Source organism: Enterobacter sp. ZOR0014 (assembly GCF_000798855.1).
Lineage (GTDB): Bacteria > Pseudomonadota > Gammaproteobacteria > Enterobacterales > Enterobacteriaceae > Enterobacter > Enterobacter kobei.
In genome coordinates, this window is record NZ_JTLF01000312.1 from 15,414 (window position 1) to 34,393 (window position 18,980).

At 55.7% G+C, this 18,980-nt stretch carries 22 protein-coding genes; 13 read left to right on the forward strand and 9 right to left on the reverse strand.

Annotated features, from left to right (window positions below; genetic code table 11):
- Positions 1-29: 29 nt before the first annotated feature.
- Both L977_RS17340 and L977_RS17345 read right to left on the reverse strand, forming a co-directional pair.
- Positions 30-248, reverse strand: coding sequence for a YheU family protein (locus L977_RS17340; protein WP_003861664.1), 219 nt, complete (start codon positions 246-248; stop codon positions 30-32).
- Positions 245-1,267 carry a hydrolase gene (locus L977_RS17345; RefSeq protein ID WP_023338834.1) on the reverse strand — a complete coding sequence of 341 codons (1,023 nt, stop codon included), beginning with the start codon at positions 1,265-1,267 and terminating at the stop codon, positions 245-247. The genes L977_RS17340 and L977_RS17345 overlap by 4 nt, the downstream gene beginning before the upstream one ends.
- A 228-nt stretch (positions 1,268-1,495) precedes the next feature.
- Between L977_RS17345 and mdcA the strand changes: the two genes are divergently transcribed.
- From mdcA to mdcH, 8 genes are all read left to right on the forward strand, one after another.
- Positions 1,496-3,151: a malonate decarboxylase subunit alpha gene (mdcA, locus tag L977_RS17350; protein ID WP_014885506.1), complete on the forward strand. Its 1,656-nt coding sequence runs from the start codon at positions 1,496-1,498 to the stop codon at positions 3,149-3,151.
- Entirely contained in the window at positions 3,151-4,008 is an 858-nt protein-coding gene (locus L977_RS17355; RefSeq protein WP_047626363.1) for a triphosphoribosyl-dephospho-CoA synthase, read from the forward strand. Before mdcA ends, L977_RS17355 begins: the two co-directional genes overlap by 1 nt.
- Before the next feature lie 9 nt (positions 4,009-4,017).
- Entirely contained in the window at positions 4,018-4,317 is a 300-nt protein-coding gene (mdcC, locus tag L977_RS17360; protein WP_014885504.1) for a malonate decarboxylase acyl carrier protein, read from the forward strand.
- Positions 4,310-5,143: a biotin-independent malonate decarboxylase subunit beta gene (locus L977_RS17365; protein ID WP_014885503.1), complete on the forward strand. Its 834-nt coding sequence runs from the start codon at positions 4,310-4,312 to the stop codon at positions 5,141-5,143. The genes mdcC and L977_RS17365 overlap by 8 nt, the downstream gene beginning before the upstream one ends.
- A complete protein-coding gene (gene mdcE / locus L977_RS17370; RefSeq protein ID WP_047626376.1) occupies positions 5,143-5,943 on the forward strand; it encodes a biotin-independent malonate decarboxylase subunit gamma in 801 nt (266 codons plus the stop codon). Before L977_RS17365 ends, mdcE begins: the two co-directional genes overlap by 1 nt.
- Positions 5,944-6,066: 123 nt before the next feature.
- A complete protein-coding gene (locus L977_RS17375; protein ID WP_023331468.1) occupies positions 6,067-7,026 on the forward strand; it encodes an AEC family transporter in 960 nt (319 codons plus the stop codon).
- A 2-nt stretch (positions 7,027-7,028) separates the two neighbouring features.
- A complete protein-coding gene (locus L977_RS17380) occupies positions 7,029-7,646 on the forward strand; it encodes a malonate decarboxylase holo-ACP synthase (RefSeq protein ID WP_047626364.1) in 618 nt (205 codons plus the stop codon).
- Positions 7,646-8,542, forward strand: a complete 897-nt coding sequence (gene mdcH, locus L977_RS17385) for a malonate decarboxylase subunit epsilon (RefSeq protein WP_047626365.1) — start codon at positions 7,646-7,648, stop codon at positions 8,540-8,542. Before L977_RS17380 ends, mdcH begins: the two co-directional genes overlap by 1 nt.
- An 81-nt stretch (positions 8,543-8,623) precedes the next feature.
- Here the strand turns inward: mdcH and L977_RS17390 are convergent, their stop codons facing one another.
- From L977_RS17390 to L977_RS17415, 6 genes are all read right to left on the reverse strand, one after another.
- The gene (locus L977_RS17390) at positions 8,624-8,944 is read right to left on the reverse strand and encodes a DUF6966 domain-containing protein (RefSeq protein WP_047626367.1); all 321 of its coding nucleotides are present in this window, start codon (positions 8,942-8,944) and stop codon (positions 8,624-8,626) included.
- Positions 8,945-9,050: 106 nt separating this feature from the next.
- Positions 9,051-9,557 (reverse strand): YrhA family protein, encoded by a 507-nt coding sequence (locus L977_RS17395; RefSeq protein WP_047626369.1) that lies wholly within the window; start codon positions 9,555-9,557, stop codon positions 9,051-9,053.
- Positions 9,558-9,978: 421 nt separating this feature from the next.
- The gene (locus tag L977_RS17400; protein WP_047626370.1) at positions 9,979-10,185 is read right to left on the reverse strand and encodes a DUF4926 domain-containing protein; all 207 of its coding nucleotides are present in this window, start codon (positions 10,183-10,185) and stop codon (positions 9,979-9,981) included.
- A gap of 10 nt (positions 10,186-10,195) precedes the next feature.
- Positions 10,196-11,317 carry a DUF6883 domain-containing protein gene (locus L977_RS17405; RefSeq protein WP_047626372.1) on the reverse strand — a complete coding sequence of 374 codons (1,122 nt, stop codon included), beginning with the start codon at positions 11,315-11,317 and terminating at the stop codon, positions 10,196-10,198.
- Between the two features lie 113 nt (positions 11,318-11,430).
- Entirely contained in the window at positions 11,431-12,372 is a 942-nt protein-coding gene (locus L977_RS17410; protein WP_047626374.1) for a LysR substrate-binding domain-containing protein, read from the reverse strand.
- 15 nt (positions 12,373-12,387) lie between these two features.
- Positions 12,388-14,292 (reverse strand): ABC transporter ATP-binding protein, encoded by a 1,905-nt coding sequence (locus L977_RS17415; protein WP_023331460.1) that lies wholly within the window; start codon positions 14,290-14,292, stop codon positions 12,388-12,390.
- 138 nt (positions 14,293-14,430) lie between these two features.
- Here L977_RS17415 and kefG point away from each other — a divergent pair, with 138 nt between their 5' ends.
- The 4 genes from kefG (at position 14,431) to slyD (ending at position 17,686) form a co-directional block, all read left to right on the forward strand.
- Positions 14,431-14,982 (forward strand): glutathione-regulated potassium-efflux system ancillary protein KefG, encoded by a 552-nt coding sequence (kefG, locus tag L977_RS17420; RefSeq protein ID WP_014885493.1) that lies wholly within the window; start codon positions 14,431-14,433, stop codon positions 14,980-14,982.
- Positions 14,982-16,787, forward strand: coding sequence for a glutathione-regulated potassium-efflux system protein KefB (kefB, locus tag L977_RS17425; protein WP_014885492.1), 1,806 nt, complete (start codon positions 14,982-14,984; stop codon positions 16,785-16,787). Before kefG ends, kefB begins: the two co-directional genes overlap by 1 nt.
- Before the next feature lie 13 nt (positions 16,788-16,800).
- A complete protein-coding gene (locus tag L977_RS17430) occupies positions 16,801-17,001 on the forward strand; it encodes a YheV family putative zinc ribbon protein (protein ID WP_003861689.1) in 201 nt (66 codons plus the stop codon).
- 94 nt (positions 17,002-17,095) lie between these two features.
- The gene (slyD, locus tag L977_RS17435; protein WP_014885491.1) at positions 17,096-17,686 is read left to right on the forward strand and encodes a peptidylprolyl isomerase; all 591 of its coding nucleotides are present in this window, start codon (positions 17,096-17,098) and stop codon (positions 17,684-17,686) included.
- A gap of 50 nt (positions 17,687-17,736) precedes the next feature.
- Here slyD and L977_RS17440 read toward each other — a convergent pair whose 3' ends face one another.
- A complete protein-coding gene (locus L977_RS17440) occupies positions 17,737-17,955 on the reverse strand; it encodes a protein SlyX (protein WP_008503009.1) in 219 nt (72 codons plus the stop codon).
- A gap of 237 nt (positions 17,956-18,192) precedes the next feature.
- On the opposite strand from L977_RS17440, the gene fkpA reads away from it, so the two are divergent.
- Positions 18,193-18,980: FKBP-type peptidyl-prolyl cis-trans isomerase (fkpA, locus tag L977_RS17445; protein WP_047626375.1), on the forward strand; the 788-nt coding region annotated here is incomplete at its 3' end.

Genomic DNA, 18,980 nt, shown 5'->3' on the forward strand with positions numbered 1-18,980 from the left:
GCAACTCCCTGACTGAAAAGGTTGGAAGGTCAGCCGTGAAACGCGTTGCGGGGCATGATATTGACCGTCTCATGCAGTTCTGACCACACCAGCACCACGTCGCCGCTTTTCAGCTGGCGTTTTACATCGTTGACCTTCTGCTCGAGTGAGCGTTCATGTTCACCATAATCGGTGCCTTCACGTAATACAAAGCTTTCAATCAAATTATCGAGCGTTTCGGGAGACAGATCCTGCCAGGGGATGATCATTTTGCACCGTCCAGATAAGGAGTAAGCCAGTCAGGAATACGCGCCTCCAGCCACATTTTCGGGCGGCGCAGCGTCCCGCCGATAAACCCAACGTGGCCGCCATGTTCAGTCAACTGATAGTGAACATTGTCGGGAAGGAATTCCTGCGCGGGAATAGAGTGATGATCCATAAACGGGTCATCTTTGGCGTGAATAATCAGCGTCGGCTGGGTGATTTTGCTGAGCAACGGCATGGCGCTGCACTGACGGTAATAGTCGATCGCATCGGCGAAGCCGTGAATTTTTGCGGTGATCAGATCGTCGAATTCACGAATGCGGCGCACCTTTTTCAGCTGGCGCAGGCTGACCGGCAGGGTATCCGGGTAAGCCTTCAGCTTACGTGCGGCGTTGGCTTTCAGCAGGTTGAGCAGATAGCGCTGATAGACGCGGGAAAACCCTTTATCCATATGGTAGCTGCACTGCTCCAGCATAAACGGCGCGGAGACAATCACTGCGGCATTGAGCGGTACGCTGTCGCCCTCTTTGGCCAGCAGGCAGGCGAGCATATTTCCGCCCAGCGAATACCCCACGGCCGCCGTTGGCACGATGCCATAGTTTTCCCGCAGCCAGTGTAAAAACCAGGTTCCGTCTTCGGTTTCACCCGAGTGATAGATGCGTTTCTGACGATTTGGCTCGCCGCTGCAGCCACGAAAATGCATCACTACCCCGAGCCAGCCGCGCGCTTTTGCTGCCTCAATCAATCCATGCGCATAAGGGCTGTGCAGACTCCCTTCCAGACCATGAAAAACCACCAGACGCGGCTTATGACGTGCCTGCTCGGGGTCTTCGCTCCAGGCGAGATCCAGAAAATCACCGTCTGGCAGGTCAAGCCGCTGCCAGTGCGGCGTGAACTGAACCTTACGGCGGATCAGCCGTGGCAGCATGGTCTGCAAATGGCAGTTGGACACACCGCGCATGGGCACGAACTCGGTGCTGTCTTCGGCTGCAATGTCGAAGTCTGTTGGAATGATTTGGGTCATAAGCGCGATGCTGATTCTTGTCGGAAATTAACGATACTTTCCGAATTGTACCCCGTTTAGCCTGGTTTTCCGAAACATGAACTGATCCCGATCACAAATCTTTACCGTGATTATTACTCTCAGGCTAATGATTCCGCTCTACGCTTAATTGATGCCTTTCCCACCAGAGCGCACACTTTACTCAACGTTAAGCAAATCAAAATGATTAGCTGAATCAGGAGGTTAATAATGTTATCTGGGCAAACACCCACCCGGCAATGGAACACGCGACGCAGCGAAAAAGCGCGTCGTCTGGCGTCCGTACCGGTGCAGGGCAAGGTACTGCCAACCGGCGACCTTGTCGCCATGCTGGAAAAACTGATCGCCCCTGGCGATAAGGTCGTTCTGGAAGGTAACAACCAGAAGCAGGCCGATTTCCTTTCACGCTCGCTGGCTGAAGTGAACCCGCAAATTGTCCACGATCTGCATATGATCATGCCGAGCGTCGGCCGTAGCGAGCATCTGGATATCTTTGAGAAAGGCATCGCCCGCAAGCTGGACTTCTCCTTCTCCGGGACGCAGAGCCTGCGAATCTCCCAGCTGCTGGAAGATGGTCAGCTCGAAATCGGCGCTATCCATACCTATATCGAGCTCTATTCACGCCTCTACGTCGACCTCTCGCCCAACGTGGCGCTGATTGCGGGGTTTAAAGCAGACCGCAAAGGCAACCTCTACACCGGGGCGAGCACCGAAGATACTCCGGCACTGGTGGAAGCCGCGGCCTTCCACGACGGGATTGTGATTGCGCAGGTGAATGAACTGGTGGACGACGAATGCGACCTGCCGCGCGTCGATATTCCGGGCTCCTGGATTGACTATGTTGTCGTTGCCGACAAGCCATTCTTTATCGAACCGCTGTTTACCCGTGATCCGCGACTGATCAAACAGGAACACATCCTGATGGCGATGATGGCGATTAAGGGCATCTACGCGGAACATCAGGTGCAGTCTCTCAACCACGGGATCGGTTTTAACACCGCAGCGATTGAGCTGCTGCTGCCGACCTACGGCGAACAGCTCGGCCTGAAGGGCAAAATCTGTAAGCACTGGACCCTGAACCCGCACCCAACGCTGATCCCGGCAATTGAAAGCGGCTGGGTGGAAAGCGTGCACTGCTTCGGCGGCGAACTGGGGATGGAAGAGTATATCCGAGCCCGTCCGGACATCTTCTTTACCGGTGCCGACGGCTCCATGCGTTCCAACCGTGCGTTCTGTCAGCTGGCCGGTCAGTATGCGGTCGATATGTTTATCGGCTCAACCCTGCAGGTTGATGGTTACGCCAACTCCTCAACGGTGACACGCGGTCGTCTTTCCGGCTTCGGCGGTGCGCCAAACATGGGGCACGACCCACATGGTCGTCGCCACGCTACACCGGCCTGGCTGAACATGATCACCGAACCTGACCCGATGCAGCGCGGTAAAAAACTGGTCGTGCAGATGGTGGAAACCTTCCAGGCGGGCGTAAAGCCGACCTTTGTGGAAAAACTTGATGCTGTTGACGTGGCAAAAGCGTCCGGGATGCCTCTGGCGCCGGTCATGATATACGGCGACGACGTGACGCACGTGCTGACGGAAGAGGGGATTGCTTACCTCTATCGCGCCAAAGATCTTGAGGAGCGTCGTGCCATGGTCGCCGCTGTGGCGGGGATCACCGATATCGGCCTGGGCGTGGATGCTAAACGCGTGGCGGAACTGCGCCAGAGCGGCAAGGTTGTTTATCCGGAAGATATGGGTATTCGCCGCACCGACGCCACCCGCTCTCTGCTGGCGGCGGGCAGCGTGTCAGACCTCGTTGAATGGTCCGGCGGTCTGTACAACCCACCTGCGAAATTCCGGAGCTGGTAATGAAACTTCTGCCCCAGATTCAGGTTGAAGGCGGTGCCGAATGGCTGGCGCGAACCGCCACGCAGTGTCTGATTGACGAAGCACGATTAAGCCCGAAACCCGGTCTGGTGGACAGTCGGGGGAACGGTGCGCACCACGATTTATCCCTTGCGCTGATGGAGCGCTCCGCGCGCAGCCTGACCCCGACGTTTCAGGCGCTGGCACAGCAAAGCTGGCTGCGTCCGGCAGATATTGCGCTTCGGCAAACCGTTGGCCGTCTTGGTCGCGAAGGCGAGCAGCAGATGATGGCTGCAACGTGTGGCGTAAACACCCATCGCGGCGCGATTTGGGCGCTGGGGTTGCTGGTCAGCGCGGTGGCGATGCTGGGCGGGGAAGCCAGGGCGCACGACGTCGCCCGCACCGCCGCGCAGCTGGCGAAACTCCCTGACGAGGCGGCGCCGAAAGTGTTCAGTAAAGGCCTTCGCGCCACGCACCGCTACCGCGTACCGGGTGCACGCGAAGAGGCTCAGCAGGCGTTCCCGCACATTATGCAGCGCGCGTTGCCGCAGCTTCGCCTGAGCCGCCTCAACGGCAGCAGCGAAACGCACGCCAGGCTTGACGCGCTGATGGCGATCATGACGTCGCTTACCGACACCTGCGTGCTGTCGCGCGCCGGGCTGGAGGGGCTGGACGCCATGCAGGACGGTGCCCGTGCGGTACTGAACGCCGGAGGTTGTGCAACGGCTGCAGGCCAGCAGGCGCTGGCGAAATTAGACCGTCAGATGCTGGCGCTAAACGCCTCCCCAGGCGGCGCTGCTGACCTGCTTGCTGCCACGCTGTTTCTCGATCGCGTCGAAACGCCTTATTCAAAGCATTAAGAGGATGTTATGGAAAAAATCACATTGACCGTGCCAGCCAGCCGCGCGTTAAGCGGCAGGGCCCTGGCAGGGGTAGTCGGTTCCGGGGATATGGAGGTGCTCTTCACCGCCGAACCGGGCCAGACGTTAACCATTGATATCACCACCTCCGTCGACAACAGCCGGGGTCGCTGGGAGGCACTGTTCAACCGCCTGCAAACGGTCAGTAGCCTGCCAGCAGGAAAACTGACCATTCATGATTTCGGCGCGACGCCGGGCGTGGCTCGCATTCGTATCGAACAGGTTTTTGAGGGGGTGAGCCATGCGTGATGACAGCAGCTTTATCGAATTGAAAGCACGCCAGCGTGCGCAGGCCCTGCTCGATGAGGGTAGCTATCGCGAACTGCTGGATCCGTTTGAAGGCATTATCTCTCCGTGGCTTGGGCCACAGGGCATTGTTCCGCAGGCGGACGACGGCATGGTGGTGGCGAAAGGCACGATCAACGGTCAGCCAGCCGTTGTGGTCGCCATTGAAGGTGCGTTCCAGGGCGGCAGCATGGGTGAAGTGTCCGGTGCCAAAATGGCGGCGGCGCTGGAGCTGGCGGCAGAAGATAACCGCAACGGCATTCCGACTCAGGCTGTGCTGTGCCTCGAAACCGGCGGCGTTCGTCTGCAGGAGGCGAACCTGGGTCTGGCCGCCATTGCCGATATCCACGCGGCGATTGTTGACCTGCGTCGTTACACGCCCGTTATCGGGATTGTCGCAGGGACCGTGGGCTGCTTCGGTGGGATGTCCATCGCGGCGGCGCTGTGCAGCTACCTGATTGTGACCCGCGAAGCGCGTCTCGGACTGAACGGTCCGCAGGTCATCGAGCAGGAAGCGGGGATTGAAGAGTACGACTCCCGAGACCGTCCGTTTATCTGGAGCATGACCGGTGGCGAAGTGCGCTATCAAAGCGGGCTGGTTGACGCGCTGGTCGGTGACGGTATCAACGCGGTGAAAGCGGCGATGAACGACGCGATTGCCAGGGGCGTACCCGCGAAACACCGCACCGATAACTACGACGATTACCTGAACCGTCTGACGAATTTCGACACCCGCAAACAGGCCGATGCCGAACAAATTAACGCGCTTTTTGCCCGGGAGGTGAAATGATGACTAACGCAATAAGCCGTGGCGAACTCTGGATGACTCTGCTCGCGCCGAATGCAAAACGTGTGGAAGGGCTTTGCCCGTCCGTGCAGGCGGCAGACGGCGAACTGAACGGTGACGCGGTGCGTTTTGTTGCCGTGGTGCCGGATGCCCACAACCATTTCCCGCGCGCGGCGAAAGGGGAAGTTGGTCTGCTGGAGGGCTGGACGCTGGCGAAAGTGGTGAGCGAAACCGTGGCTGAGGATGCCAGTAAGTCCGTGAAGCGTCCGATTGTGGCGGTAATTGACGTCCCAAGCCAGGCCTATGGCCGTCGCGAAGAGGCGTTTGGTATCCACCAGGCGCTGGCGGGGGCTGCCGCCGCGTATGCGAATGCGCGTCTGGCCGGTCATCCGGTGATTGGGCTTATCGTCGGTAAAGCGATGTCCGGCGCATTTCTGGCGCATGGCTACCAGGCTAATCGCCTGATTGCTTTCAACGATAAAGGGGTGCTGATCCACGCGATGGGTAAAGAGTCTGCGGCGCGCATTACGTTGCGAACCGTCGACGCGCTGGAAAAACTGGCGGCCACCATTCCGCCGATGGCCTATGACATCAGCAACTACGCCACCCTAGGGCTGCTTTCAAACCTGCTGGACATCAGCAACCCGGATGCCCCCTCCGATAACGATCTGGCGCAGGTGAAAACCACCCTGCAACAGGCCATCAGTGACGCTCGTCAGGACACCACGTTGAACAATCGTCTGGGTGCTGACAACCGCCGCAGCTCTGCCCTCGTACGCGAACGCATGCGGGCAAGCTGGTAAGTAAAAAGAGACCTGCCAGATGCACGACCCCGCGGACGTAACCGTTACGTCCGCGCGGGAACCTGCATCCTGAAAATAATAATCATCGCGCCAGTGCTTAAACTTTTTTACTACAGGTGAATTATGACTTACGTAATTGTTCATGCTCTTGCACCGATTTTCGTCATCATGCTGCTGGGATTCTGGGCCGGTAAGGCAAAGATGGTCGATAACAAAAACGTTTCCCTGCTTAATATTTTCGTGATGGATTTTGCACTGCCTGCCGCGCTGTTCAGCGCCACCGTGCAAACGCCGTGGACCGGCATTGTGGCCCAGTCGCCGCTGATTCTGGTACTGACCCTGGCGATGTGGATAACCTATGCGGCCATCTACTTCCTCGCCACCGGCGTCTTTAAAAAATCGCCTCAGGATGCCGCTGTGCTGACGCTGACCGTCGCCCTGCCAAACTATGCGGCGCTCGGCCTGCCTATTCTGGGCAGCGTGCTGGGTGAAGGTTCATCGACATCACTGTCAGTTGCGGTCTCCATCGCCTGCGGTTCGGTGCTGATGACCCCGTTCTGCCTGCTCATTCTGGAACGTGAAAAAGCGCGCACCGAAGGGAATAACTCTGGCTCAACGCTCTCCATGCTGCCGGTGCTGATGTGGCGTTCGATTAAAAAACCGATCGTGATGGGCCCGCTGCTGGGTGTCATTTTGTCCGCCATCGGTATCAAAATGCCGGAACTGGTGCTGGCGGCGATTAAACCGCTGGGGCTGTCCGCGACCGCTGCAGCGCTGTTCCTGACCGGGGTGATCCTCTCTGCCCGTAAGCTGCAGATCAACACCATGGTGATCACGTCAACTATCGCCAAGCTGCTGATTCAGCCTGCGATTGCCTGGGGTATCGTTTTACTCTTTGGTCTGCACGGTTCCGTGGCGATCACCGCTATCCTGATGATTGCGCTTTCTGCGGGCTTCTTCGGTGTGGTGTTCGGTAACCGCTTTGGCGTGCAGTCTCCGGATGCGGAAGCCGTACTGCTGTTAAGCTCCGTACTGTGTATCCTGTCGCTGCCGCTGTTTATCTCGCTGACTTCAGGAATGTAATCATGACCACAACATTACGCCCCCATGACCTCATCTGGCTTACCGCGCGAGACGCGCTGGAAGGCATCACCGACGACTGGGTGGAGGCGGCCTGGCATACCGGTTTGCCGGTCGTAGTGCGGCGTGATGTTGATAACGCTGGCCGTATTCCCGTTGGCGTGCGCGGCCTGCGCCGCGACCAGCGGGCGGCCGGATGGGTGAAACCAGAACACGTAACGCGTGTGGTGTCACCCGAATCACTGAGCGTAACGGCGGATCTGCTGCGCTCGCCCTTTGTGACGCAGCCACCGGTACAGGTGGCGCTACAACTTTCTCAGCAGCTGTGGCCATGGTCGTGGGGCATTACCGGCAGCACTGGCTATGCACTGGCGACCGGTATTCCGGTTATCCACGCCGACAGCGATCTCGACCTGTTGATCCGCGCCCCTCAGCCGATTTCCCCTGATGCGTTTACCGCATGGCAGTCGCAGCTCGGCCATGCATTGTGCCGGGCGGATACGCAGGTCGATACACCCGAAGGGGGATTCGCGCTGGCGGAGTGGCTGCGCGACGGCAAAACGCTGCTGAAAACCCGCCGCGGACCGCGTCTGGTAACGGATCCGTGGCGCAGGGAGGAGTAATGAAAATACTGTTTACCTTTCCGGGGCAGGGCACGCAGCATGAAGGTATGCTGCATAACCTGCCGGGAACGGCGCTGGCTCAGGCGCGTAAGGTACTGGGAAGCGAAGTCGATACGCTGGACAGTGCAGCCTCGTTACGCCACACCCGCGCGGTTCAACTTTGTCTGTTGATTTCAGGCGTGGCCTGGGCACGCGAGCTTGAACGGCGCGGTGTGACGCCGGACATTGTGAGCGGTTTGTCGATTGGCGCGTACCCGGCAGCAGTGATGGCTGGTGCACTGGAATTTACCGACGCCCTTAAGCTGGTTGCATTGCGCGGCGATCTGATGGAGCAGGCATATCCGCACGGCTATGGCCTGACGGCGATTATGGGGTTGACCCTGTCGCAGGTGGAACAGCTTATCGAAGGCACGGGCACGTATATCGCGAACCTGAACGCCGAAACGCAGATTGTAATTGCCGGCTCCGATGAAGGGATGGCGCAGGTAGCCGAGCGGGCGCTGGCGAAAGGGGCGAGCAAGGCCAAACGGCTGGCGGTCAGCGTGCCGTCGCACTGCGCACTGCTGGCGGACCCGGCGCAGAAGCTGGCGGCAGCGTTTGAATCGGTCACGCTTTCACGCCCACGCTGCGCGTATCTGAGCGGCAGTACCGGACGCGTGCTCTGGCAGCCGGAAAAAATTACCGACGATCTGGCGATGAACATGGCGCGTACCGTGCGCTGGCAGGAGGCGGTGATATCCGCGAATGAACGCGATGCGCGGCTGGCTATTGAGATGCCGCCCGGCGGCGTGCTGACCTGCTTAACGCGACAGGCGGCGTGGGAAGGGGAATCCATTTCGCTGGAACGCAGCGGGGTGGATGTGGCGGTGCATCTGGCGGGTCGGCTTCAGCGGTGAGTTTTGCCCGGCGGCGCTTTCGAAAAACGTAAGGTAAGTTTGGCACTTATAGCTCAGGGTAGAAATCTCCCTGAGCATGCGTCAGCGACGCTGATGACGAGTGTTAGGGTAAACACCTTTTTTTATTAAATCGATTGCCTGCTCAAGTTGCTGGTAAAGCCTATGGCTCAAATCTTCCAGTTCGTCATTTTCTTTACGGAGCGGTTGCCCATTTTTGTGAAGAACAATATCGTTAAATGATCCCATTCCACCGTAAACTTTTTTTAATGCGAATATTGAAGCTTCACAGTCGACGTCAAGTTCACTACCAAGTGTCTCAAAGGTTTTGGCCCATGCATTCTCATTGTTTGAGCGCAGTATGCTAATAATATTGGTTAACGTTTTCTTTATTTCATTTATCATTTCAGCCCCCACTACTCAGTATATTCACATCAGGTATTTTCCACGTTTTCACGCACAACTACTGGTCGTTTTTCGTGGATCCTGCCAGTTTGAGATTTGACGCATATTAATTCACCGTATCAATTAGTGCGGATAACAATCCGTGAAATTGGTTATGTGATTCTATTACATAATCCGTTGAGACTTTATCACGGATCTGAAAGCAATCATCAGCGAAACTGTAGACAATAACGGATATACCATCCTCACCAATGAGCACCTTATCAGTGAGATTCTGATCAAGATAGATTTCATCGGTGCGTGTATCAACGTTGCGGATGTAGATATTTGACCATAATGGCACACCATTTTCTGCCTGAACTATGTTATATAAAGTCAGTCCGTTATACTCCAGACCATCCATAATGTTGAACATATTCAGGTAGTCAGGTCGGGTAACCATCAGGCGCTGTATATCCTCGTAAACCGTTCTTTTCTGACTACCCCATTCGGCGGGTGGAGCATTGCGCATGAGATCTGCCATCACGGCAGGATGGACAGGATTGGCTATCGGGTAGTTATCAGCAGTCATTAGGGTCTTGAATATGCCTAACAATTCATCGGTATCCTTCATTTCTTCTCCTTAATGCCAGCGGGATAAATTACATCTTTTGGAGCAGGCCATAACACTTTTGCGCTTTCATTATAGGGAAGAACTTTAGTTATTGTGCCCTGGGCCTTTGAAAGCGTGTAATTATAGGGCGAACTTTGTATCAGCGTTAGGTTTTCAAAGGTATTTGTTCCTCCGTCATCAAGATTGTTTTTATTTTCCCATATAGCCCTTTAATCTTTTTACTGTTTGTCTGAACCTTAAATGTTGCAGTTGTCAATACTACCCGCCGCCAAATGATATTCAACATCCCAATTCCTGTTGAGTGTAAACATCCTACTCCTGGTTTAATCCATGTTATTTTGTGGGTATTCAGAGATAACGGATGATAAGTCAAACGTGGCGTTCAGTTTCTGTTGAGCACTTCCCCAATTGTTCCTGCCTCTCAGTTCGGTTGGATATAATCTGCCACCTGGCTGGGTAACAGTGAAGGCATCGCAATAGTTCGCCCATCATCATCAACAAATTCAACCATATAAGCCAGATGGGGTTTTTCATGTACTAATACTATGGCACCCAGCATGCCTTTAGTTAACCCTTCCTCCGGCAAATCTTCCGCTAACACTACCACTTCAAATTCTTCTCTTCTCATAATCTGTATCTCACTTAACAAAAATCGTCGTCATGCGTGGAACGACGGCATCAGGTTCATAAATCCAACCGCTGCGCACTATCACCGTCTCACCGTTAATGCCTAATATCGGCATGTCTACAGCCATTCGCTGCCCGTACTGGTTCGCTTCCAAAACTTTAGCTGGGGTGGTTAATATGCTCTCGCGGATTCTACTGGCTAACACATCTGAATTTGTCGGGTTATAACCCAGCGCCGACTGAAATACTCTCGCCTTATGCCCCCCAATTGGATGGGTAACATCTAAAGAGTAAGTTGACAGTTTTCTGTAATCTACAACGGCGTGTTCGGCATTGATTAATGATCCTGATTCAGTTGTGAATCCATTGGCATATGGCGATGCAAACGACGGTATTTTGCTGTAGTTTGATAATCCACTTATTGTTCCTAACCGACCCAGGCCAAAGCCAGCGGCAACAGAAGCGCCGGCCATGATAATACCTTTGTTTTCCATCACTTGATCGTAACCTGCTGGTGCATCTCCACCAAGTTGTTCCGCTGTTTGCCTAAAGCCTTCAATGTTGCCGTTGTAGATTCCACCTGCCGCTAGTAATCGTCCGGCTGCTTTGCTGTTGATGGTTTTGGTGGCCTGTGCGTGCTGTACGGGAGCATCGGAATTATACTGTTTAATGGTCGGAGCAGGTTTTCGTCCCAGGTGTGCGTTCAGGCAATGTTCGTAAATATTCCGTACTTCCCGCTGGAAACTGTCGCTATAGCTGTCCATGAAACAGTCATAAACCAGATTACCGTCGTCATCGAAGAAGAAGGGGTTGCGGAAACGGTCCCACTTCTCTGCGGTGTTTACGCCAACCATCCAACCCTGCTCAAGATTCCATTTTACTTCATCATAAAGGCCGTCGTATTCCGTGTGGTGCTTGCGGTTGTATGGTTGCGCCGCGAAGCGGTGGTATACGCCGTCACGACGTTTGGGGATGGTGAAATGTTGAAAACGGGTTCGAGGGGCATATTTTAGATAGTCCAGTTCGTAAAATACGCTCGCCATTTCCAGTGCATCGCGTGGCGTGAGGATGAACTGAATATCAGCCGGTGCTAAATCACAGCCAGCATCCCACTTCATGTAGAGTGTGAACATCCTGTTCCTGCTTTAAGCCATATTGTTTTTGTGGATATTCAGAGATAACGGATGATAAGTCAAACGTGGCGTTCAGTTTTAGTGAACCCTGGAACAGGGGGAATGCACCCCGCTTACGGGGCCGAGGTATCTGCCGTGAGGCTGCGCGCATACATCCGCCCTTCGGCGGCCAGTGCGCGCAGGCTCGGATCCTGCTCGCGGTTGCGGGCAAAGACAATCGCAATCAGCTGCTGCATCTGGTACGGTTCCGCCAACTTCAATAGCTGCACCGAATTTTCATACACCTTCTTCATCCTGCCCGGCATCAGCGTAAAGCCGACGCCCGCCTGCACCAGGCTCAGCATCGAGAAAATGTCATTCACGCGCGTGACGATTTCCGGCTCGAATCCGGCGATGTGGAACGCTTCCTGGAACCCGGCGTAGGTGGCGAACCCTTCTGCCAGCGCGACGAATTTCTGATCTTTATAATCACGCAGGTCGGCCAGCTCGCCGGTGTTGAGGGACGCAGACGCGGGCGCGGCAAGGAAAATGTCGTCGTGAAACAGGGGCAGTACTTCGAGGCTGTTACGGTCGATATCGCTTTCGGAGATGGAGATCAATATGGCGTCCAGCGACCCTTCGTCCAGCATGTGTAGCAACGTGTCGTTAGAGCCCATCGTCAGATCCATCTCCAGATCCGGACGGCGTAATTTCATGCCCATAATCAGGCGCGGTACGGTTTCCAGGGTGAGCGAGTAGAGCGTACCGACGCGCAACCGACCCTGGCCGATACCGGCGATTTTGCGCGAATCTTCCAGCCCGCGCTCCATCACCTGCATGACTTCCTGGCAATATTCCAGCAGCGTCCAGGCGGAAGGCAGCGCAATCAGATTGCGCCCCTTGTGGGTAAAAAGCGGGCAGCGCACGTTCTCTTCCAGCGTGTGCAGCGCGCGGTGCACGCTGACACCGCTCAGCCCGAGCGTTTCGGCGGTACGGGCGATATTCCCTTTCTCCATGAAGGTCATGAAGATGCTGAGTTTGCGGAATGTAATCTCGCTCGTGGTATCGAAACGCATAACCCTCCCGGTGTGTTAGTCGGCCTGCAGCATCGCTTCCAGCTGTTCCTGCGCGTCCAGCCACGCCATTTCGCACGCTTCGAGGCTCGATTTGGTCTTTGCCTGCGTTTGCAGGCAATCCGTCAGCTCCGCTTTACGGCTTTGATCGTACAGGCCGCTGTCGCCCAGCTTCTCTTCAACGGTGGCAAGCGTGGCGTTGAGCTTCTCCATCTCTTTTTCCAGACGGGCAATCTCTTTACGCAGCGGCTGAGTCTGGGTGCGCAGCTCCGCTTCGCGGCGCTTCTGGTCTTTACGCGCCTGCGCGCTGTTGGCATTGTCTTTCGCCGACTCGTCCGGCTGGTTTTCCTGCTTCTGCACGTCCGTCAGCCACTGCTGGTAGTCTTCCAGATCGCCGTCGAACGGTTCAACTTTGCCATCATGCACCAGGTAGAGATCGTCTGTGGTGGAGCGGATCAGGTGACGATCGTGCGAGACCACCACCAGCGCGCCTTCGAACTCAATCAGCGCTTCGGTCAGCGCCTGACGCATGTCGAGATCCAGGTGGTTGGTCGGTTCATCGAGCAGCAGCAGGTTCGGGCGCTGCCAGACGATCAGCGCCAGTACCAGGCGGGCTTTTTCACCGCCGGAGAAACGCTCGGTGTTTTCGGTGACTTTATCGCCCTGGAAGCCGAAGCCGCCGAGGTAATCGCGCAGCTTCTGCTCCATCTCCTGCGGTGCCAGACGCGCAAGGTGCTGGATAGGCGATTCATCCGCGCGTAAAAATTCCAGCTGATGCTGAGCGAAATAGCCAAGCTTAATGCCTTTCGCCAGGCCGATTTCGCCGCTGACCGGGTTAAGTTCGCCCGCCAGGAGTTTGATTAGCGTTGATTTACCGGCGCCGTTACGCCCCAGCAGACCGATACGTGAACCCGGCACCAGGTTGAGCTTGATGGAGTCGAGAATAATGCGATCGCCATAGCCCGCGCTCACTTTTTCCATTTTCAGCAGTGGATTCGGCAGGCTTTCCGGTTCGCGGAAATTGAAGTGGAACGGGTTATCGACGTGCGCCGGGGCAATCATCTCCATGCGTTCCAGCATCTTGATGCGGCTCTGGGCCTGCTTGGCTTTAGAGGCTTTGGCCTTAAAGCGATCCACAAAGCTTTGCAGGTGCGCCACGCGCTGCTGCTGGCTTTCGTACATCGCCTGCTGCTGGGCCAGGCGCGTCGCGCGCTGGCGCTCGAAAGAGCTGTAGTTGCCGGTATATTCGAACATCGTTTGCTGTTCGATATGAATGATTTTATCCACCACCGGATCGAGGAAGTCGCGGTCGTGGGAGATCAGAATCAGAGTGCCCTGATAGCTCTTAAGCCACTTCTCCAGCCAAATAACCGCATCGAGATCGAGGTGGTTAGTCGGTTCATCGAGTAGCAAAAGATCAGAACGGCAGATCAGCGCCTGCGCCAGGTTGAGGCGCATACGCCAGCCACCGGAGAAGTCGCTGACCGGGCGTTCCAGCTGTTCATTGCTGAAGCCCAGGCCGTGCAGCAGGCTGGAGGCGCGGGAGCGAATGGTCCACGCGTCGATGGCGTCCAGCTTGCCATGAACGGTGGCGATGGCGTGACCGTCGTTGCGCTCGTTGGCGGCGTGGAGTTCCGCTTCGAGTTTGCGGTATTCTCGGTCGCCGTCGATAACATAGTCGAGGGCCGGTTCGCTCAGGGCAGGCGTTTCCTGGTTCACCCAGGCGAGCTGCCAGTTTCCCGGATAAGTAAAGCTTCCGCCATCCGCGCTAATCTCGTTTTTCAGCAGCGCCAGCAGCGTGGATTTGCCACAGCCGTTTTTGCCGACCAGACCCACTTTTTGGCCCGGGTTGATGGTAGCAGTGGCGTTATCGAGCAGAACGCGCACGCCGCGACGAATTTGTAACGAGGAGAAAACAATCATAGAAGCGCCGTATGTTCCGACTATGTTAATTTGTCATTATGATAATGTAAGGTGTGGGCCATTTTCCGCACCGGGCCGCCATGGTAGCCCAAAACAACAACGATACACAAAAACAGAAACACGACCGGGAGGGGAATGATGTCTCAGACAGCGAAAGTGCTGCTGCTGTATGCCCATCCGGAATCTCAGGACTCGGTGGCGAACCGGGTGCTGCTTAAGCCGGCTACACAGCTCAGTAACGTTACGGTGCACGATCTCTACGCGCACTATCCTGATTTCTTTATTGATATTCCGTACGAGCAGGAACTGCTGCGTCAGCATGACGTGATTGTGTTCCAGCACCCGCTTTATACCTATAGCTGTCCGGCACTGCTGAAAGAGTGGCTGGACCGCGTGCTGAGCCGCGGCTTCTCCAGTGGGGTGGGGGGAAACCAGCTGGCGGGAAAGTACTGGCGTAGCGTGATCACCACCGGTGAACCCGAAAGTGCTTACCGTCACGACGGGCTGAACCGTTATCCGATGAGCGATATCCTGCGGCCATTCGAGCTGACGGCGGCGATGTGCCGTATGCACTGGATGAGCCCGATCATTGTCTACTGGGCACGGCGTCAGGATCCGAAAGAACTGGCCAGCCACGCCAGAGCTTATGGCGAGTGGCTGGCATCGCCGATTCCGGCAGGAGGTCGTTAATGGAAGGATCGAATTTGCTCCTCGCCGGGGTACTGTTTTTATTTGCGGCCGTCGTCGCGGTTCCGCTTGCCGCCCGTCTCGGCATCGGTGCGGTACTGGGATATTTGCTCGCGGGGATCGCCATTGGTCCCTGGGGACTGGGATTCATCAGCGATGTGGATGAAATTCTCCATTTCTCCGAGCTAGGTGTGGTGTTCCTGATGTTCATCATCGGTCTGGAACTGAATCCCTCTAAATTGTGGCAGCTCCGACGCTCTATCTTTGGCGTGGGTGCCGCGCAAGTGTTGTTCAGCGCCGCGATTCTGGCTGGCCTGCTAATGCTGACCCACTTTTCCTGGCAGGCCGCGGTGATAGGCGGGATTGGTCTTGCCATGTCTTCGACGGCGATGGCGTTGCAGCTGATGCGCGACAAAGGGATGAACCGCAATGAAGCCGGGCAGCTGGGCTTTTCGGTGCTGCTGTTTCAGGATTTAGCGGTGATCCCGGCGCTGGCGCTGGTGCCGCTGCTGGCGGGTTCTGGCGACGATAGCTTCGACTGGGCAAAGATTTCCATGAAGGTGCTGGCCTTTGCGGGCATGCTGATTGGCGGACGCTTCTTGTTGCGTCCGGTGTTCCGCTTTATTGCCGCATCGGGCGTGCGTGAAGTGTTTACCGCTGCGACGCTGTTGCTGGTGCTTGGCTCGGCGCTGTTTATGGACGCGCTGGGGCTATCAATGGCGCTGGGTACTTTTATCGCCGGGGTGCTGCTGGCGGAGAGCGAGTATCGTCACGAACTGGAAATTGCCATCGATCCCTTCAAAGGGCTGCTGTTAGGGTTGTTCTTTATTTCGGTGGGGATGGCGCTCAATCTCGGTGTACTTTATACCCATCTGCTCTGGGTTGTGGTCAGCGTCGCCATCCTGGTGGCGGTGAAAATGCTGGTGCTGTACGTCATGGCGCGTATTTACGGGTTGCGCAGTTCGGAACGTATGCAGTTTGCCAGCGTGTTAAGCCAGGGGGGAGAGTTCGCGTTTGTGCTGTTTTCCGCCGCGTCCTCTCAGAAGCTGTTTAAGGACGATCAGATGGCGCTGCTGCTGGTGACGGTGACGCTGTCGATGATGACCACGCCGCTGCTGATGAAGCTGGTGGATAAACTGCTGTCGCGCCGCTTAAACCCGACGGACGATGAAGATGAAGCGCCATGGGTAGAAGACGATAAACCCCAGGTGATAGTGGTGGGCTTTGGCCGCTTCGGGCAGGTGATTGGTCGCCTGTTGATGGCGAATAAGATGCGCATTACGGTGCTGGAACGCGATATCAGTGCGGTTAACCTGATGCGTAAATATGGCTACAAGGTGTATTACGGCGACGCGACCCAGCTTGAGCTGCTGCGCTCGGCGGGCGCTGAGGCCGCCGAGTCCATCGTGATCACCTGTAACGATCCGGAAGACACGATGAAACTGGTGGAGCTGTGTCAACAGCACTTCCCGCACCTGCATATACTGGCGCGTGCCCGGGGACGTGTTGAAGCTCACGAATTGTTGCAGGCGGGTGTGAAACACTTCTCCCGTGAGACGTTCTCCAGTGCGCTGGAGTTAGGCCGCAAGGCGTTGATCTCGCTGGGCATGCATCCTCATCAGGCGCAACGTGCCCAGATGCACTTCCGTCGGCTGGATATGCGAATGCTGCGCGAACTGATGCCGGTACATACCGACACGGCGCAGATCTCCCGCGTGCGGGAAGCGCGTCGCGAGCTGGAGGAGATCTTCCAGCGAGAGATGCAACAGGAACGACGCCAGCTTGATGGCTGGGATGAATTTGAATAAAGGGTAACGAAAGATGGCTGTCCGTAAACGCTTTATCGCAGGTGCAAAATGCCCGTCCTGCCAGGCGCAAGATACTCTGGCGATGTGGCGAGAAAATAATATTGATATCGTTGAGTGTGTTAAGTGTGGTCACCAGATGCGTGAGGCCGATAAAGAGGCCCGCGATCATGTTCGCAAAGAAGAGCAAGTGATCGGCATTTTTCATCCGGACTAGCGATATGCCCTGAGTTTTTTTAAGCTAAAGGGTACACGGGTGCAGATTTCCGCTACAATCTGCGCCAGCAATTTTCCCACGCTCAGGAGATATCATGAAAGTAGCAAAAGACCTGGTGGTCAGCCTGGCCTATCAGGTACGTACAGAAGACGGTGTGTTGGTTGATGAGTCTCCGGTGAGTGCGCCGCTGGACTACCTGCATGGCCACGGTTCCCTGATTTCCGGCCTGGAAACTGCGCTGGAAGGTCATGAAGTTGGCGACAAATTCGACGTTGCTGTCGGCGCGAACGACGCTTACGGTCAGTATGACGACAACCTGGTTCAGCGCGTTCCTAAAGACGTATTCATGGGCGTTGACGAACTGCAGGTTGGCATGCGCTTCCTGGCTGAAACTGACCAGGGTCCAGTGCCTGTTGAAATCACTGAAGTTGAAGACGACCACGTTGTGGTTGACGGCAACCACATGCTGGCTGGCCAGAACCTGAAGTTCAACGTAGAAGTTGTTGCGATCCGTGAAGCGACCGAAGAAGAGCTGGCTCATGGCCACGTTCACGGTGCGCACGGTCACGACCATGACCACGATCACGGCCACGACGGCTGCTGCGGTGGTCACGGCCACGATCACGACCATGGTCATGACCATGGCAAAGGTGGTTGCGGTAACGGCGGCTGCGGTTGCCACTAATTCCGCTAAGCGGAAAATAAAAAAGCGGGTGACCCCGCTTTTTTTACGCCTCAATAATGAGGTGGTGGTGTCTCTTCAGACTGAGAGGCAATGTTTGACGGCTGCGTTGCCTTTAGCTTTTCCGTCAGCAGACGCATGTGATCCCGCAGCTTCGCCATTTCGAGTTCATGTGCTGTGACGGTCTGGTTTAGCTCTTCGATGGTGATGTCCTGAAAAGCCAGGCGGCTTTCCAGCTCAGCCATTCTCGCTTCTATCGTTGTATCCTTCATCATTCACCTCGTTTATGTCTGATTTACCTGATGGTCCAGCGGCGGCGCAGTTTAACTGAGTTTATCCTTAAGTGCAGTCTCTATCCCGCTGGCAAGAAACTTATTTAAACAAAAATAGTCTGAAAAGTGGTGAGAATTGGGAGTGTCTGTCTGTAGATTTCTTCTGCAACGTTTTATAGTACGTCACTCATTTACGTTTAACGCTGGGGTGAGAGTCCCCAGGCCCTGGAGATATGGATGAAATCACTGTTTAAAGTAACGCTGCTGGCGACGACGATGGCTGTTGCGCTGAACGCGCCGCTGTCATTCGCTGCTGATACTGCTGCGAAGCCTGCTGCCACTGCAGACAGCAAAGCGGCGTTCAAAAATGACGACCAGAAATCCGCCTACGCACTGGGCGCATCTCTGGGTCGTTACATGGAAAACTCTCTGAAAGAACAAGAGAAACTGGGCATCAAACTGGATAAAGCCCAGCTGATCGCAGGCGTACAGGACGCATTTGCGGATAAGAGCAAGCTGTCTGACCAGGAAATTGAGCAGACGCTGCAGGCGTTCGAAGCACGCGTGAAGGGTGCCGCTCAGACCAAGATGGAAGCGGACGCGAAAGACAACGAAGCGAAAGGCAAAGCCTACCGCGATACCTTTGCTAAAGAGAAGGGTGTGAAGACTTCCTCTACTGGCCTGGTGTACAAAGTTGAGAAAGAAGGTACCGGCGATGCGCCGAAAGACAGCGATACTGTTGTCGTAAACTACAAAGGTACGCTGATCGACGGTAAAGAGTTCGATAACTCTTACACCCGCGGTGAGCCGCTCTCCTTCCGTCTGGACGGTGTGATTCCTGGCTGGACTGAAGGCCTGAAAAACATCAAGAAAGGCGGCAAGATCAAGCTGGTTATTCCACCGGATCTGGCCTACGGCAAAACGGGCGTTCCGGGTATCCCGGCTAACTCCACGCTGGTCTTCGACGTAGAGCTGCTGGACATTAAACCAGCACCGAAAGCGGATGCGAAACCGGAAGCGCAGGC